Origin of the sequence: Sphingobium aquiterrae (assembly GCF_037154135.1) — a bacterium.
GTDB lineage: Bacteria > Pseudomonadota > Alphaproteobacteria > Sphingomonadales > Sphingomonadaceae > Sphingobium > Sphingobium aquiterrae.
The window spans coordinates 141,369-154,873 of the sequence record NZ_JBANFL010000010.1 but is presented as its reverse complement, the minus strand read 5'-3'; the positions used below and the strand labels follow the sequence as shown (position 1 = coordinate 154,873).

The following is a 13,505-nucleotide window of genomic DNA, read 5'->3' as shown; positions in this document are numbered from 1 at the left end:
TCAACCGCCGATCGTGCGGTCGGATGGCCAGAAGCGCTGGCGCAGCGCCTTCTTGTTGACCTTGCCCATGACCGTGCGGCCGATGTCCTCCACCATTTCATAGCCGCGCGGGCATTTATACCCGGCAAGCGATGCGCGGCAGAAGGCATTCAGTTCATCGGCCGTGGGCGGATCATCGGGGTCTTTCGGGATGACGAGCGCGCGTGCCTCCTCGCCCATTTCGGCATTCGGTGCGGAGACTACCGCCACGTCGGCCACCTTGGGATGGCGCAGCAGCACATGCTCGGATTCCGCCGGGTAGATGTTCACCCCGCCGCTGACGATCATGTCGGAAACCCGGTCGGTGATGAAGAGATAGCCGGCATCATCGACATATCCCATCTCGCCAAGCGTGAAGACGCCCGGTGCGATATGTGCCGCGGCGGTCTTTTCCGGGTCGCCGCGATAGACGATGCCATGACCGCTGGTGTCGCGGAAATAGACCTGCCCGACCTCATCGGGGCCAAGCACCTGCCCGTCGTCGCCGTAGATCACCGTTTCGAACGGAGGCAGTGCCTTGCCGACGGAGCCCGGTCGTTCCAGCCATTCGGGCGAGGTGATGAAGGTCGTCGAGCCTGCCTCCGTTCCGCCATAGGCCTCGACCAACACCGGGCCGAACCATTCGATCATCGCCTTCTTCACGTCGCGAGGACAGGCCGCGCCGGTATGGGCGAGGCGCTGGATGCTGGACACATCATATCTGGCGCGAACCTCCGGCGGCAGCGCCAGCATGCGCTGGAAATGGGTGGGCACCATGACCGAGCCGGCGACCTTATATCGCTCGATCAGCGCCAACGTCCTTTCCGCGTCGAAATGCTGCTCGGTGATAAGGCTCATGCCGGCAAAGACGTTGCGGGCCATGCCCAGCGGGCCGGTGTGATAGAGCGGGCCGACCGCAATGCCCGGCGAAGGCGTCACGCGTGTGCGCAGGATCTCGGCCAGTTCCCGCACGGTTGCGGCGCGGGGGAAATATTGCGGCGGGGTTTCGGTCGCCTTGGGGCGGCCGGTGGTGCCGGACGTGTAGTGGAGATGCGGCAGAGGCTTGATGCTGTGGTCCGGCTCTTCGGTGGAGGCCGCCGCGATCCAGTCTTCCCAGCCGATGAGGCCTTCGCGCGGTTCGCAGCGCCAGCCGATGACGGTGGCGATGCCCGCCTCCGCAGCGGCGGCAAGCCCGGCTTGCGCGGTTTCCGGGCCGACCAGCACGGCGGCGGCCCCTGAATCCTTCAGGATATAGGCGGCCTCCGAAGGCGTGAGGTGGAAGCTCACGGGAACGCTGGAAATGCCCGCTTCCAGGCAGGCGACATAGGCGATCACCGTGTCCGCGCTATTCTGTGCGAATATCGCGATCCGCTTTTCGCCCGGATAGTCGAGGCTGTTCAGCGCATTGGCCGCGCGGTTGAGGAGGGGGTCCAGCGCGTTCCAGCTATAGGTGACGCGCTCGTCGACAAGCGCGAACTGGTCGCGCCGTGAGGGCGCGACGCCCTGAATGGCTAAAGACATGGCCGATCCTTTCGGGTTGTGGCGCGCGTGCAGGTGTCAGCCATGCGGGGCCGCCTGCGCTGCGATGGTGGAAGAAAGATAACGCAGCGCCATTCGGAAGGAGATGAGCGCGACCACCGCGCCCGTCACGACGACCATGGCCAGCGCCTGACCCAGCATCGCCTCGCTGCCGAAGACATATTGGGTGAGGGCGGCGACCATCGCCGGCCCGGCGCCAAGGCCCAATATGGTGAAGACGAAAAGGAAGAAGGCAAGCATTCTCGCCCGGATCGCGCCCGGCGCGATGAGCGCCATCACCGAGGAAACATAGACCATGAACGGTACGGTGATGAACTGCGCCACGCAGTAGCAGGCCAGGAACACATAGACGTTCGTTGCGAAGAACATATAGGCGATCACCGGCAGGAAGCCGAGGATGATCCAGCTGTAGAAGCGCAGATGCGCGTCCCGCATGCCGCGCGCGAACAGCTTGTCCACAATCCATCCGTTCACGACCAGCGATGCGGCCGACACGATGTTCATGATGCTGAGCGCCAGCCCATATTGCACCGGCTTCCAGCCGAAATGCCGCTCGATATAGGCGGGCACCCAGTTGGTCATCGAATAGCCACAGATCGCAAGGCAGGACGTGCCGACCAGCATCAGGACCAGCAGCCGCCAGTTCTGGCGCACGAAGTCGGCGATCATCGCGCGGCCCGCCGCGGCGTTCGCGGCCGGCGTCGCGCGTTTGCGGCCGGGGTCCGGGAAGGTGAAGAGCAGCAAGGCGATGAGCAGGCCGGGCAACCCCACCATCATCATGACGAGCTGCCACGGGTGGGCCGGGCCATGGAAGGGGATGTGGATGCCCGTATAGGTGGTGGCAAAGGCGATTGCGATACCGCCAAGGCCGAAGGCGGTCGCCGATCCCACCTTGCCCGCCATCTGGAATGTCGATGTCGCGCGCGTCAGCAGATTCGGCGGGAAACCGTCGGCGATCAGCGAATAGGCGGCCGGCAGCAATGCCGCTTCGCCCACGCCCACGAAGATCCGGCCGACCAGAAGCGCCTCATAACTCTGGGCGAAGCCGCAGGCCGTCGTCGCGATCGCCCACAGCATGACCCCGAAGAAGATGATCCAGCGCCGCGAAAAACGATCCGCTGCCCAGCCGAGCGGCAGGCCGAATATCGCATAGAAGATGGCGAAGGATGTCGACGTGACCATGCTCACCTGCACGTCGCTCAGCAGCAGGTGCTGCTTGATCGGCGTGACCAGCATCGAGAGAATGAGCCGGTCGACCCAGGAAAAGACATAGAGGGCGAACAGCACGGCGACCATCCACCAGGCCTGCCCTAGGCCCTGTGTCCGATCGGACGGTGGAAATGAGGTCTGGCTCGCCATCTGACAGGGTCTTTCCTATGCGTTCAGCGAACCGGCAGTGCGCACAGTTCGGCGATCTTCTGCTTGCCCAGCGCTGCCATATGGACTTCGTCCGGGCCGTCCGTGAGGCGCAGATAGCGGCTGTTCATGAAGGCGGCGGCGGGCGGGAAGTCGTTGCTCATGCCGATGCCGCCATGCACCTGCATCGCGCGGTCGGCGACGGTCTGCGCCATCTGCGGCGCCACGATCTTGATGGCGGCGATCAGGTCCTTCGCGACCTTGTTGCCATAGCGGTCCATGGCGTCCGCGGCTTTCAGCGTGAGCAGGCGCGCCTGCTCGATGTCGCAGAAGGATTTGGCGATCTCCTGCCGGATGCTCGACTGTTCGGAAATCTTGCGGCCGAAGGCGACCCGGCTTTCGGCGCGACGCACCATATATTCCAGGCTTCGCTGCGCCTGGCCGATCACGCGCATGCAATGGTGGATGCGGCCCGGGCCAAGGCGCCCTTGGGCGATTTCGAACCCGCGCCCTTCGCCCAGGATCAGGTTTTCCCTGGGCACGCGCACATCCTTGAAGGTCATCTCCGCATGGCCGGTGGGCGAATGGACCGAATGGAAGACATCGAGCGGGCGAATGATCTCGATGCCCGGCGTGTCGGCGGGGATCAGAATTTGCGAATGCTGCTTGTGGCGCGGCCCGTCATTGGGCGTCTTGCCAAGCAGGATATAGATTTTGGTGTTCGGATCGCAGGCCCCGGAAATCCACCATTTGCGGCCGTTGACGACATAGTCGTCGCCGTCCGCGATGATCGTCGTCTCGATGTTGGTCGCGTCGGACGACGCAACGCCCGGTTCGGTCATCACATAGGAGGAACGGATTTCCCCGGCGAGGAGAGGCTTGAGCCACTTCTCCTGCTGTTCCGGCGTGCCGTAACGCGCCAGCACCTCCATATTGCCGGTATCGGGCGCGGAGCAGTTGAAATATTCCGACGCGCCGATGATGCGGCCCATGATTTCGGCCAGCGGCGCATATTCAAGGTTGGTGAGGCCGGGGCTCCATTCGCCATATTCATGGGGCAGGAACAGGTTCCACAAGCCGGCGGCCCTGGCCTTCGCCTTGATCTCCTCGGTGCCCGGCCAGCGGACCCACAGGTTCGCCGGGTCATGATGGAAATGATCGCGTTCCTTCTCGATCGGATAGACATGCGCGTCCATGAAATCGATGAGCTGCGCCTGGAGCGCCTTCACCTTGTCGGAATATTCAAAATCCATGTCCGGTCCTTTCGGGAGCGTCAGAGTGTCAGGCCGCCATCGACGATGATCGTCTGTCCGCAGACGTAGCTGGCGAGGGGAGAGGCGAGGAACAGCGCCACGCCGGCCATCTCCTCCACCGTGCCGAAGCGCCCGAGCGGGATCTTGGCGAGCGCCCGTTCGCGACGGTCCTCATGATCCATCGTCACCTTGGTCATCTTGGTATCGACCAGGCTGGGCGCGATGCCGTTGACGCGGATGCCTTCGCCGGCCCATGCCTGTGCGAGGGTCCGCACCAGATTGACGGCGCCGGCCTTGGATGCGGCATAGGCGGGGTTGCCCATGGTGGAGCGGAACGCGCCGATGGAGCTGACGACGATGACGGCGCCCTTCGCCGCTGCGAGCTGATCGTGGAAGCGATTGGAGATGTGCATGATGCTGCCGAGATTGACGGCCATCACCTTGTCCCACCCCTCGGGCTGAAACTCCTGGCGGCGATAGAGCACGGTGCCCTGCGAGTGGACCAGGACGTCGATCGCCGCGAACGGTGCAGGGGCGGCGGCGATGGCTGCGGGATCGGCCACGTCGACCTGCGTATAGCCGATATCGGTCAGGTCCGATCCCTCTTCGCCGGCATAGTCGGCGGCGCTCGCCCGCGTGCCCCAGACATGGACCGTGGCGCCGCGCGCGCGAAAGCCGCAGGCAATGCCGTTGCCGATGCCGCTGGAGCCGCCGACGACCAGCACGGTCTTTCCGGAAAAATCGAGATCGTTCATGGGTGGGCGGGTTCTTTCATCATGATCGCTGTCACCGGGTCAGCCTTTCGGCGCGTTCGAAAAGGGCGACGGCGCGGCCGTGCAGCCGTTCGCCGATATCGCGCGGCGCCTTGCCCGCGCATGCGCGGGCATAGGTGCCCTCCAGCAGGATGCCGAGCTTGAAGCAGGCCAGCACCAGATACCAGTCGACGGCGGACAGATCGCGCGCCGACCCCGTTTTATAGCGTGCGATCAGTTCGGCGGCCGTCGGGAAACCGATCCATGGCGAGACGGAAACGGTGCTCTGCGTGTCGCCATCGGGCCAGGTCGCCAGCACCCAGCCAAGATCGAGCAACGGGTCCCCGATCGTCGCCAGTTCCCAGTCGATGATCGCCGCCAGTTCCGGCCCGTCATGGCGGAACATGACGTTCGCCAGATGATAATCGCCATGCATGATGCCGGGCGTGAAGCGGGCCGGGCGATGCTGTTCCAGCCAGGCCCCGACGCGCGCGACGGCCGGCAGACTCCCCGGGCCGGGCCATCCCGCCAGCTCGCCATAGCCGGCAAGCTGGGTTCGCCAGCGATCGACCTGGCGGCCAAGGAAATTGTCGGGCTTGCCGAAATCCTCAAGGCCAACCGCGCGGTAGTCCAGCCGCCCCAGCGCGGCGATGCCGTCCATCAGCGAAAGGCCCATGCCATGCTGGATCGTCGCAGAACTGGCATGCGGTTCGGGCAACGTGCCGATCGGGTTGAAGCCGTCCACAGGCGCCATCAGGTAGAAGGCTGCGCCGATCACGCTTTCGTCGCCGCAATCGGCGATCAGCGCGGGGTGGGGCACGTCGCTTCCCGCCAGCGCACGCAGCACACGGGCCTCGCGGCGCATCGTTTCATTGGAATTGGCGCGCGGATGGGCGGGGGGGCGACGGAACACATAATCGCGGCCGTCGCGGGTCAGGCGCAGCAGGATGTTCTGCGTGCCACCGGCCAGTGGCACGACATTTTCGATCGGGCCTGAACCCAGGCCCCGGGCCGTCATCCAAGCGGCCAGCGACTCGATGTCGACCACCGATTCCACGCAGACATCCTCATTTCTCCGATGGTCCGGCCATCGATTAGGTCAAATGGATAATGCGCTTGACGGAATGACATTGCAATGAGATTTTGCACTCATGGTCAGACTCCAGATTACCAGACCCGAAGAGGTCAATCGCAGCGGCGGCGCCGAGCATCTCAAGGGCGTGGCGCTGCGCCTTTTTGCCGAGCGCGGCGTCGATGGCGTGACCGTGCGGGAAATCGCGGCCGCCGCCGGACAGAAAAATCATGGCGCCGTCGGCTATTATTTCGGCTCGAAGGAAGCGCTGGTCCGGGCGATCGTGATGGATGGTGCGGTGGCGCTGGAAAATCTGCGGAACGATGCGCTCGATGCGCTGGAGGCGCAGGGCGGCCCGTCCAGCGTGCGCGAGGTGGTGGACGTGCTTGTCCGCCCCGTAACCGCGCTCAAGGACGAATATTATGTCCGCTTCATCACCATGTTCAGCATGACGCATCGTGACCTGATGCTGGACGCGATCGATCCCCGATGGAACCGCGCCTATGGCCGTTGCCTGGACCATCTGCGCCGACTGATGGGCCATCTGTCGCCGGCGCTCCAGAACCAGCGGTTCGTGTTCATGGGCGCCTATCTTGGCGCGGTGCTTTCCGCGCGGGAGCGGGCCCTGGCCGATCACAGCCGCAATCACCCGATGTGGGGCGCCGACTACAGCCTTGAACATTTCACTCAATCGGTTGTGGCCATGCTGGAAGCACCGGCCAATCTTCCGCATGAGGTGGTTGCCCAGATCGATCGCCGGGGGCACCCGGTGCCGGACAGTCACGGACCGGTGGGCTGACGATCCTGACGATCAAGCGAAAATAAGAATGGAGCGGATGGTGAACGGAATGGTGGCAAGAGGCGAGGGCGGCGCGGTCCGGCTCGATATGCCGTTGGACATGATGATGACGGCGGCTGCCGCGCTGCGCGACCGGGGGCATGGGCGGGTGCAGAGCTGGTCGCGCAAGGTGTTCATTCCCCTCACGCAGCTTTGCCGCAACCTTTGCCATTATTGCACCTTCTCGCAGCCGCCCCGGCTTGGCGAGTCGCCTTATCTGTCGCGCGAAGAGGTGCTTGCCATTGCCCGCGCCGGGCAGAAGGCGGGTTGCACCGAGGCGCTTTTCACGCTGGGCGACAAGCCGGAGCTGCGCTTTGCGGCGGCGCGCGAAGCCCTGGCTGCGATGGGATATGACAGCACCCTCTCCTACCTGATCGACATGTGCGCCGCGGTTCGGGACGAAACGGGCCTGTTGCCGCATGTGAATGCCGGCATCATGACTCGTGAGGAGATGGCGGCGCTGCGGACGGTATCCGTTTCGCAGGGGCTGATGCTCGAATCGATTTCCGAACGGCTGTGCCGGAAGGGCGGTCCGCATTATCGTTCGCCGGACAAGGACCCGACCGTGCGGCTGGAGATGATCCGCATGGCGGGGGAACTCGCCATTCCCTTCACCACCGGCATCCTGATCGGCATCGGAGAGACACGTGCCGAACGGATCGCGGCGCTGGAAGCGATTGCCGGGCTTCACGCCCGCCATGGCCATATCCAGGAAGTGATCGTCCAGAACTTCCGCGCCAAACCCCGCACGGTCATGGCCAATGCGCCGGAGCCGGACATGGACGAACTGCTCTGGACCATTGCGGCGGCGCGGCTGATCCTGGGGCCGCAGATGAACATTCAGGCGCCGCCCAATCTTTCGGCTGCCGGTTTCCCCCGGCTGATCGCAGCCGGCATCAACGACTGGGGCGGCGTGTCCCCCGTGACGCCCGATCATGTGAACCCCGAGGCGCCATGGCCGGAGGTTGCCCGGTTGCGGGAAGGCACGGCATCGGCCGGACGGATTCTTGTAGCGCGCCTGCCCGTCTATCCGGCCTATGCGCAGGAGAATGGCCGCTGGCAGGATCGCGCCATGGTGCCGCACATTCTTGCCGCCGCCGACGCCGCAGGTTTCGCGCGGGACGACGCATGGTCGCCGGGCGTCGCCCTGCCGCCGCGAGAGACGGTCGTGTCGGGGCTTCCTGTCGACCCTCATATTGCTGCGATCGTGCGTGATGCGATGGCTGGCGGGGCATTGGATGAAAATGCCATCGCCGCGCTGTTCTCCGCCCGCGACGTTGACCTTGAGCATGTGTGCGACAGCGCGGATCGACTGCGGCGGCAGGTGATGGGCGACACGATCACCTATGTGGTCAACCGCAACATCAACTATACCAATATCTGCGCCTATAAATGCGGCTTCTGCGCCTTTTCCAAGGGAGACAAGGCCGAGGCGCTGCGCGGCAAGCCTTATGATCTCGACATTGCCGAAGTGGTCCGCCGAACCCGCGAGGCCTGGGATCGCGGGGGCACGGAAGTCTGCCTGCAGGGTGGTATCCACCCGCACTATACCGGCGAAACCTATCTCAACCTTGCCCGTGCGGTGCGCGCGGCCGTGCCCGACATGCACATCCATGCCTTTTCCCCGCTGGAGGTGGCGCAGGGCGCGGCGACGCTGGGCCTGGGTGTCGAGCAGTTTCTCGTCCGCTTGAAGGAGGCGGGTCTCGATACCTTGCCGGGCACCGCCGCCGAAATCCTGGACGACGAGGTGCGGGCAATCATCTGCCCGGACAAGCTGACGACCGACCAGTGGCTCGATGTCGTGGGCACGGCGCACCGCGTGGGCTTCACGACCACGGCGACGATCATGTTCGGCCATATCGATACGCCCCGGCACTGGGCCCGGCACCTGATCCGCATCCGCGACCTGCAGGAACAGACGGGCGGGATCACCGAGTTCGTGCCGCTGCCGTTCGTCCACATGGAGGCGCCCATCGGCGTGCGGGGGCAGGCACGGCGTGGCCCGACATTCCGCGAGGTGCGGCTGATGCATGCGGTGGCCCGCCTTGCCCTTCACGGGCGTATCCATTCGATCCAGACCAGCTGGGTGAAGCTGGGCGCGGAGGGCGTGAAGGCCTGCCTGCGTTCGGGCGCCAACGATCTTGGCGGCACACTGATGAACGAGAGCATCTCGCGGGCCGCGGGCACGCAGCACGGACAGGAAATGCCGCCTGTGGCGATGGAAGCGCTGATCCACGAGATCGGCCGCATCCCGCGTCAGCGCAGCACCGCCTATGGCGCCATCGCCGAAGACATCCATGCGCGCGGGATGACCGCTGCTGCATTGACACCGATGGTCCTCACGCCCCCGCGCAAGCGGCGTGCGAACGAGGTCCGCACAATGGAGAGGCTTGAATATGCAGAATGATATGCTCGCGACCATCGCCGTTCTTGGCGGCACGGGCAAGGAAGGCGGCGGCCTCGCGCTCCGCTGGGCGCACAAGGGGCATAAGGTCATTGTCGGCAGCCGTACCGCCGGGCGTGCGCAGGAAGCCGCCGCCGGGATGAACGAGACGCTGGGCCGGGAAGCCGTTTCCGGTGCGGCCAATCCGGATGCCGCGGCGCAGGCGGATATTGTCGTGCTTGCCGTGCCTTATGCTGCGCAACAATCGACCGTGAAGGATGTCGAGGCCGCGCTTGCCGGCAAGATCCTGATCGACGTCACCGTGCCGCTGGTGCCGCCCAGGGTGAGCCGCGTGCAACTGCCCGACGGCGGCTCTGCGGTCGAGGCTGTTCAGAAGATGCTGGGCGAGGGCGTGCGGGTCGTCTCGGCGTTCCAGAATATCAGCGCCCATCATCTGACCAGGCTCGACGAAGAGATCGAGTGCGACGTGCTTGTCTGCGCCGACGATGCCGCTGCTGCCGATGCAGTGGTGGCATTGGCCCAGGAAATCGGGCTTCGCGCATGGAATGCCGGTCCGCTTGCGAATTCCGTGGTGGCAGAGGGCTTGACGTCGGTGCTCATCGCCCTCAACCGTCGCTACAAGGTGCCGGGCGCCGGCATTCGCATCACGGGAGTGTGACGACCTTATCATGACCGCCACACCGGCTGCCATCACGCTCGTCGCTTTGGGCGGCGTGCCCATGATCGCGCCGGGCGATGACCTTGCGTCCGCGATACTGGAAGCGCTTGCGCATTCGGGCGAGGCGCTGCGCGATGGCGATATCGTCGTCCTTGCGCAGAAGATCGTCTCCAAGGCGGAGGGGCGGGCCGTGCCCCTGGCCAGTGTCACGCCTTCCGCCGAGGCGCTGGAACTGGCGCCGCGATGCGACAAGGACCCGCGGCTCGTCCATCTGATCCTGTCCGAGGCGCAGTCCGTCATGCGGGTGCGCAGGGGTGTGCTGATCGTGCGGCATCGGCTGGGGCTGGTCCTCGCCAATGCCGGGATCGATCAGTCCAATGTCGACCAGGGCGAGGGACCGGTGGCGTTGCTGCTGCCGGTCGATCCCGACGCAAGCTGCGCCCATATCCGGGCGGCGCTGCGCGCGCGGACCGGGGTGGATGTCGCCATCCTCATCATCGACAGCCTGGGCCGGGCCTGGCGCATCGGCACCAGCGGCATCGCCATCGGGGTCAGTGGCATGGCGGGCCTTCTCGACCTGCGCGGCGCGCCCGACCTGCATGGGCGCCGGCTGGAAACCAGCGAACTGGGCCTTGCCGACGAAGTCGCCGCCGCCGCGTCGCTCGCCATGGGGCAGGCGGATGAAGGGCGGCCCGTCGTTCTCGTGCGCGGCGTCACGCAGGGGCGGCGCGAAGGCAGCGCCGCCGAACTGATCCGCGATCCGGCGATGGACCTTTTCCCATGACTGTTCTTGCTCTTGCAGGCGGCGTTGGCGGCGCGAAGCTCGCCAACGGCCTTGCCGCCGTCCTGCCGCCCGGCACCTTGACCGTCGCGGTGAATACCGGGGATGATTTCGAGCATCTGGGCGTTCTCATCTGTCCGGATATCGACACCGTCACCTATACTCTGGCGGGCATGAACGACCTGAAGCAGGGCTGGGGTCTTGCCGGCGAAAGCTGGGCGTTCATGGATGCCGTCGGCAAGCTGGGCGGGGAAACATGGTTTCGTCTCGGCGATCGGGACATGGCCACCCATGTGTTGCGGACCGCGCGCCTGCGGACAGAGAGCCTGTCGGCTGTCACCGCCGATTTTGCCGCGCGGCTTGGCATCACACAGGAGATCGTGCCGATGAGCGACGCGCCCGTGCGCTCCATCGTGTCCACGGATGAAGGCGATCTGCCTTTCCAGGATTATTTCGTGCGCCGCCAGTGCGCGCCGCGCTTTTTCGACATCCGTTTCGAGGGGGCGGCGCAGGCCAGCCCAAGCGCAGGGTTTCTCGCCGCGCTGGAAGACCCGGCGCTGGAAGCCATCATCTTCTGTCCCTCCAATCCACTGCTCTCGATCGCGCCCATTCTGGCCGTGCCGGGCGTGCGTGACCGCATAGCGTCGCGCCGGGTGCCCTGCGTGGCGCTGTCGCCCTTCATTGCGGGGCAGGCCGTGAAAGGGCCGGCGGCGAAGATCATGGACGAACTGGGGCTCGCCACGACGCCCGCTGCCGTCGCGGCCCAATATGCAGGGCTGATCGATGGCCTGGTGATCGATTGCGCGGATGAGGTGGCGCAAAGCCCGGGCGGCCCTGCATTGCTCGCGACGGACAGTCTGATGCGCGATGCCGCCGACCAGCGCCGTCTTGCCGGTGAAATGCTGGCCTTCGCACGCGGGCTTGCCGCTCCGGAAGGCTGACGCCGATGGCGGTCATCGTCCTGCCGGTAAAGCCCTTTGCGGAGGGCAAGGGGCGGCTCTCGCCGGCGCTCTCCCCCGCCGCACGCGAGGCGCTGAGCCGGCGGCTGTATCGTCATGTCCTGGGCGTGGTGACGGCGTTCCAGCCTTCCATCACCTGCCTGGTCGTGAGCCGGTCGGAAGAGGTGCTGGCGCTGGCGCGCGCGGTAGGTGCGAAGACGCTTCTGGAAACGGCGCGCGGCGGCCATAATTCTGCGCTTGGGCAGGCCATGGAGATGCTGGATGCGATTGGCGACCGGCCTGTGCTGATCGTCAGCACGGACTTGCCGCTGCTGACCCGTGAAGACATTGCCGCCATGCTTGCGCTGGACGGCGAGGCCGAGATCGGGATCGCCCCCGATGTCGCGGGCGAAGGGACGAACGCATTGTTCATGGCCCGCGCCGGCCTCATCCCCACATTATTCGGGCCGGAAAGCCGCATTGCCCATGAACATGCCGCACGCGATGCCGGGTTGCGCTGTGCGATCGTGCAGCGCCGGGGCCTTGCCCATGATATCGACACGCCGGCCGATCTGGCAATTCTGCCCGCTTCTGCATAATCCATTTGGATAATGCGCCTGGAGATATTATAGCCTCCAAAATTGCAACGCAGTACAGTGTTCATTGGGAGAGCGACGCATGGCGGAAGCATATATCGTGGCGGTGGCGCGCAGCGCCGGCGGCAAGCGCGGCGGGCGCCTTGCAGATGTTCATCCGGCCGATCTCGCGGGCAGGATATTGGCGGCGCTGGTCGAGCGGAGCGGTATCGATCCCGCGCTGGTGGAAGATGTCATCATGGGCTGCGCCTGCCCCGGTGGCGAGCAGGGCGCGAATATCGCGCGCAATGCCGTGCTTGCTTCCGGCCTGCCTGAATCGGTTCCCGGCACGCATGTCGACCGTCAGTGCGGCTCCTCGCAACAGGCGCTGCATTTCGCCGCCGCGACCGTGATGTCCGGCGTGATGGACGTCGTCATCGCAGCGGGCGTGGAAAGCATGACCCGCGTGCCCATGGGCCTGCCCTGGACGCTGGCGGCCAAGCATGGCTTCGGCACCTATCGCAGCCCCGGGATCGAGGCGCGCTATCCCGACACGCTCTTCAGCCAGTTTGGCGGCGCGGAGATGATGGCGGCCAAATATGGCCTGACCCGCGACGTGCTGGACGCCTATGCGCTCGAAAGCCACAAGCGTGCCGCCGCGGCAACGCAGGCCGGCAAGTTCGAGGCCGAGATCGTGCCGCTGGAGGTCGTGACGCCCGAGGGAGAGACGGTCATCCACAAGGTGGACGAAGGCATCCGTTTCGACGCGACTATCGAAAGGATCGCGGGCGTGAAGCTCCTGCAGGAAGGGGGCGTGATCACCGCCGCCAATGCCAGCCAGATTTGCGATGGCGCCGCTGCCGTGCTGGTCGTGAACGAAGCGGGCCTTAAAGCGCTGGGCCTCACGCCGCTCGCCCGCATTCACCAGATGACCGTCATCGGCCATGATCCGGTCATCATGCTGGAGGCGCCGGTCCCTGCAACGCAGAAGGCGCTGGCAAAGGCAGGCCTCACCATCGGCGACATCGATCTTTACGAGGTGAACGAGGCGTTCGCGCCGGTTCCCCTTGCATGGGCGCAGGCGCTCGATGCCGATCCCGCGAAGCTCAATGTGCATGGCGGCGCGATCGCCCTTGGCCATCCCCTGGGGGGCTCCGGGGCCAAGCTGATGGCGACGCTGGTCAGTGCGCTTCACGATCGCGGCGCACGCTATGGTCTTCAGACGATGTGCGAGGCTGGCGGCATGGCGAATGTGACCATCGTCGAACGGCTCTGATGCGCGAAGGGCCTCCATCCTTCGGGAAAGGAGGTCTTCGTCTTT

Annotated in this window: 12 protein-coding genes; 7 read left to right on the top strand and 5 right to left on the bottom strand. The window is 65.4% G+C overall.

Going from position 1 to position 13,505, the window contains the following annotated elements; all coding sequences use genetic code 11:
• The 5 genes from WFP78_RS12655 to WFP78_RS12635 are packed head-to-tail and all read right to left on the bottom strand — an operon-like array spanning position 1 to position 5,975.
• The gene (locus tag WFP78_RS12655; RefSeq protein WP_336962690.1) at positions 1 to 1,539 is read right to left on the bottom strand and encodes an AMP-binding protein; all 1,539 of its coding nucleotides are present in this window, start codon (positions 1,537 to 1,539) and stop codon (positions 1 to 3) included.
• Positions 1,540 to 1,575: 36 nt separating this feature from the next.
• Positions 1,576 to 2,916 carry an MFS transporter gene (locus tag WFP78_RS12650; RefSeq protein ID WP_336962688.1) on the bottom strand — a complete coding sequence of 447 codons (1,341 nt, stop codon included), beginning with the start codon at positions 2,914 to 2,916 and terminating at the stop codon, positions 1,576 to 1,578.
• Between the two features lie 23 nt (positions 2,917 to 2,939).
• A complete protein-coding gene (locus tag WFP78_RS12645; RefSeq protein WP_336962686.1) occupies positions 2,940 to 4,166 on the bottom strand; it encodes an acyl-CoA dehydrogenase family protein in 1,227 nt (408 codons plus the stop codon).
• 20 nt (positions 4,167 to 4,186) lie between these two features.
• Positions 4,187 to 4,921, bottom strand: coding sequence for an SDR family NAD(P)-dependent oxidoreductase (locus WFP78_RS12640; RefSeq protein WP_336962683.1), 735 nt, complete (start codon positions 4,919 to 4,921; stop codon positions 4,187 to 4,189).
• Positions 4,922 to 4,952: 31 nt separating this feature from the next.
• Positions 4,953 to 5,975 (bottom strand): phosphotransferase family protein, encoded by a 1,023-nt coding sequence (locus WFP78_RS12635; protein WP_336962680.1) that lies wholly within the window; start codon positions 5,973 to 5,975, stop codon positions 4,953 to 4,955.
• A 94-nt stretch (positions 5,976 to 6,069) separates the two neighbouring features.
• Between WFP78_RS12635 and WFP78_RS12630 the strand changes: the two genes are divergently transcribed.
• From WFP78_RS12630 to WFP78_RS12600, 7 genes are all read left to right on the top strand, one after another.
• Complete coding sequence (locus WFP78_RS12630) at positions 6,070 to 6,789, top strand: TetR/AcrR family transcriptional regulator (protein ID WP_336962677.1); 720 nt, start codon at positions 6,070 to 6,072, stop codon at positions 6,787 to 6,789.
• Positions 6,790 to 6,826: 37 nt separating this feature from the next.
• A complete protein-coding gene (gene cofH, locus WFP78_RS12625) occupies positions 6,827 to 9,235 on the top strand; it encodes a 5-amino-6-(D-ribitylamino)uracil--L-tyrosine 4-hydroxyphenyl transferase CofH (protein WP_419722961.1) in 2,409 nt (802 codons plus the stop codon).
• Entirely contained in the window at positions 9,225 to 9,890 is a 666-nt protein-coding gene (npdG, locus tag WFP78_RS12620; RefSeq protein WP_336962674.1) for an NADPH-dependent F420 reductase, read from the top strand. The genes cofH and npdG overlap by 11 nt, the downstream gene beginning before the upstream one ends.
• Before the next feature lie 10 nt (positions 9,891 to 9,900).
• Positions 9,901 to 10,674 (top strand): coenzyme F420-0:L-glutamate ligase, encoded by a 774-nt coding sequence (cofE, locus tag WFP78_RS12615; RefSeq protein ID WP_336962671.1) that lies wholly within the window; start codon positions 9,901 to 9,903, stop codon positions 10,672 to 10,674.
• Positions 10,671 to 11,612, top strand: a complete 942-nt coding sequence (gene cofD, locus WFP78_RS12610; RefSeq protein WP_336962669.1) for a 2-phospho-L-lactate transferase — start codon at positions 10,671 to 10,673, stop codon at positions 11,610 to 11,612. Before cofE ends, cofD begins: the two co-directional genes overlap by 4 nt.
• A gap of 5 nt (positions 11,613 to 11,617) precedes the next feature.
• Positions 11,618 to 12,208 carry a 2-phospho-L-lactate guanylyltransferase gene (cofC, locus tag WFP78_RS12605; protein WP_336962666.1) on the top strand — a complete coding sequence of 197 codons (591 nt, stop codon included), beginning with the start codon at positions 11,618 to 11,620 and terminating at the stop codon, positions 12,206 to 12,208.
• Positions 12,209 to 12,287: 79 nt separating this feature from the next.
• Positions 12,288 to 13,460: an acetyl-CoA C-acetyltransferase gene (locus tag WFP78_RS12600; RefSeq protein ID WP_336962663.1), complete on the top strand. Its 1,173-nt coding sequence runs from the start codon at positions 12,288 to 12,290 to the stop codon at positions 13,458 to 13,460.
• Positions 13,461 to 13,505: the final 45 nt, after the last annotated feature.

Excerpts from the sequence above, each read along its gene's own strand:
- WFP78_RS12655 (WP_336962690.1), bottom strand. The coding sequence starts at position 1,539 with ATGTCTTTAGCCATTCAGGGCGTCGCGCCCTCACGGCGCGACCAGTTC.
- WFP78_RS12650 (WP_336962688.1), bottom strand. The coding sequence starts at position 2,916 with ATGGCGAGCCAGACCTCATTTCCACCGTCCGATCGGACACAGGGCCTA.
- WFP78_RS12645 (WP_336962686.1), bottom strand. The coding sequence starts at position 4,166 with ATGGATTTTGAATATTCCGACAAGGTGAAGGCGCTCCAGGCGCAGCTC.
- WFP78_RS12640 (WP_336962683.1), bottom strand. The coding sequence starts at position 4,921 with ATGAACGATCTCGATTTTTCCGGAAAGACCGTGCTGGTCGTCGGCGGC.
- WFP78_RS12630 (WP_336962677.1), top strand. The coding sequence starts at position 6,070 with ATGGTCAGACTCCAGATTACCAGACCCGAAGAGGTCAATCGCAGCGGC.
- cofH (WP_419722961.1), top strand. The coding sequence starts at position 6,827 with ATGGTGAACGGAATGGTGGCAAGAGGCGAGGGCGGCGCGGTCCGGCTC.
- npdG (WP_336962674.1), top strand. The coding sequence starts at position 9,225 with ATGCAGAATGATATGCTCGCGACCATCGCCGTTCTTGGCGGCACGGGC.
- cofE (WP_336962671.1), top strand. The coding sequence starts at position 9,901 with ATGACCGCCACACCGGCTGCCATCACGCTCGTCGCTTTGGGCGGCGTG.
- cofD (WP_336962669.1), top strand. The coding sequence starts at position 10,671 with ATGACTGTTCTTGCTCTTGCAGGCGGCGTTGGCGGCGCGAAGCTCGCC.
- cofC (WP_336962666.1), top strand. The coding sequence starts at position 11,618 with ATGGCGGTCATCGTCCTGCCGGTAAAGCCCTTTGCGGAGGGCAAGGGG.
- WFP78_RS12600 (WP_336962663.1), top strand. The coding sequence starts at position 12,288 with ATGGCGGAAGCATATATCGTGGCGGTGGCGCGCAGCGCCGGCGGCAAG.